This is a genomic window from Methanoculleus sp. DTU007, assembly GCF_001512385.1.
Classification (GTDB): Archaea; Halobacteriota; Methanomicrobia; order Methanomicrobiales; family Methanoculleaceae; genus Methanoculleus; species Methanoculleus thermophilus.
This window is the reverse complement of the sequence record NZ_LFRO01000047.1, coordinates 1-827: the sequence shown is the minus strand read 5'-3', so window position 1 is coordinate 827 and position 827 is coordinate 1. Positions and strand designations below refer to the sequence as shown.

The following is an 827-nucleotide window of genomic DNA, read 5'->3' as shown; positions in this document are numbered from 1 at the left end:
GCCGCCGAACGCCGGTACGATGCGGCGCTCGAATGTTACGACCGCATCATCGCCATCGACCCCGAGGACACAGAGGCCTGGTACGCGAAGGGGACGATCTATCTCCTCCTCGCCCGCTATGATACGGCGATCGAGTGCTTCGACCGCATTATCGCTATCAGTCCCGACCGTGCCGACGCCTGGTACAACCGGGGGTGCACCCTCATGACGCTTGAGCGCTACGAGGAGGCCATCCTGTCATTCGACCGGACACTCGCCCTCCGTCCCGACGATGCCGACGCCTGGTACAACCGGGGCCGGGCGCACCGCCTCTTGGAGCGCTACGAAGAGGCGATCGAGTCCTACAACCGGGCATACCGGATCAGCCCCGACCGCCCCGGGATCTGGCGTGAGAAAGGCATGGCGCTCAGGAGGCTGAAGCGTTACGACCTTGCGCTCGCCTCACTTGATCGGGCGCTCAGGGAGAACGCGGCCGACCCGGAGGTCTGGTACCAGAAAGGACTCGTCCAATTCGCCAAAAGGCGCTACGAAGAGGCGATCGAGTGCTTCGACCAGACGCTCAGGCTCAAGGCCGATCATACGGGCGCAGACTACCACCGTGGCGAGAGTTACTACGCTCTCGGCGACTACAGCAGGGCGGTCATCTGCTACCAGGCAGTGCTCCGGAGAGAGCCGGAGAACATAGCCGCCTTGAACAACTGCGGAAACGCGCTCCACGAACTCGGGCGCTACGAGGACGCACTTGGATGCTACGAGCGAGCACTCGAGATCGAGCCTAACAACCAGCAGATCCAGAAGAACAAGGCAAGCGTCCTCTCGACCCTCTC

At 62.9% G+C, this 827-nt stretch carries 1 protein-coding gene; it reads left to right on the top strand.

The window, feature by feature from the left end; translation table 11 throughout:
* Positions 1 to 827: lipopolysaccharide assembly protein LapB (locus ACI94_RS05535; protein ID WP_286681188.1), on the top strand; the 827-nt coding region annotated here is incomplete at both ends.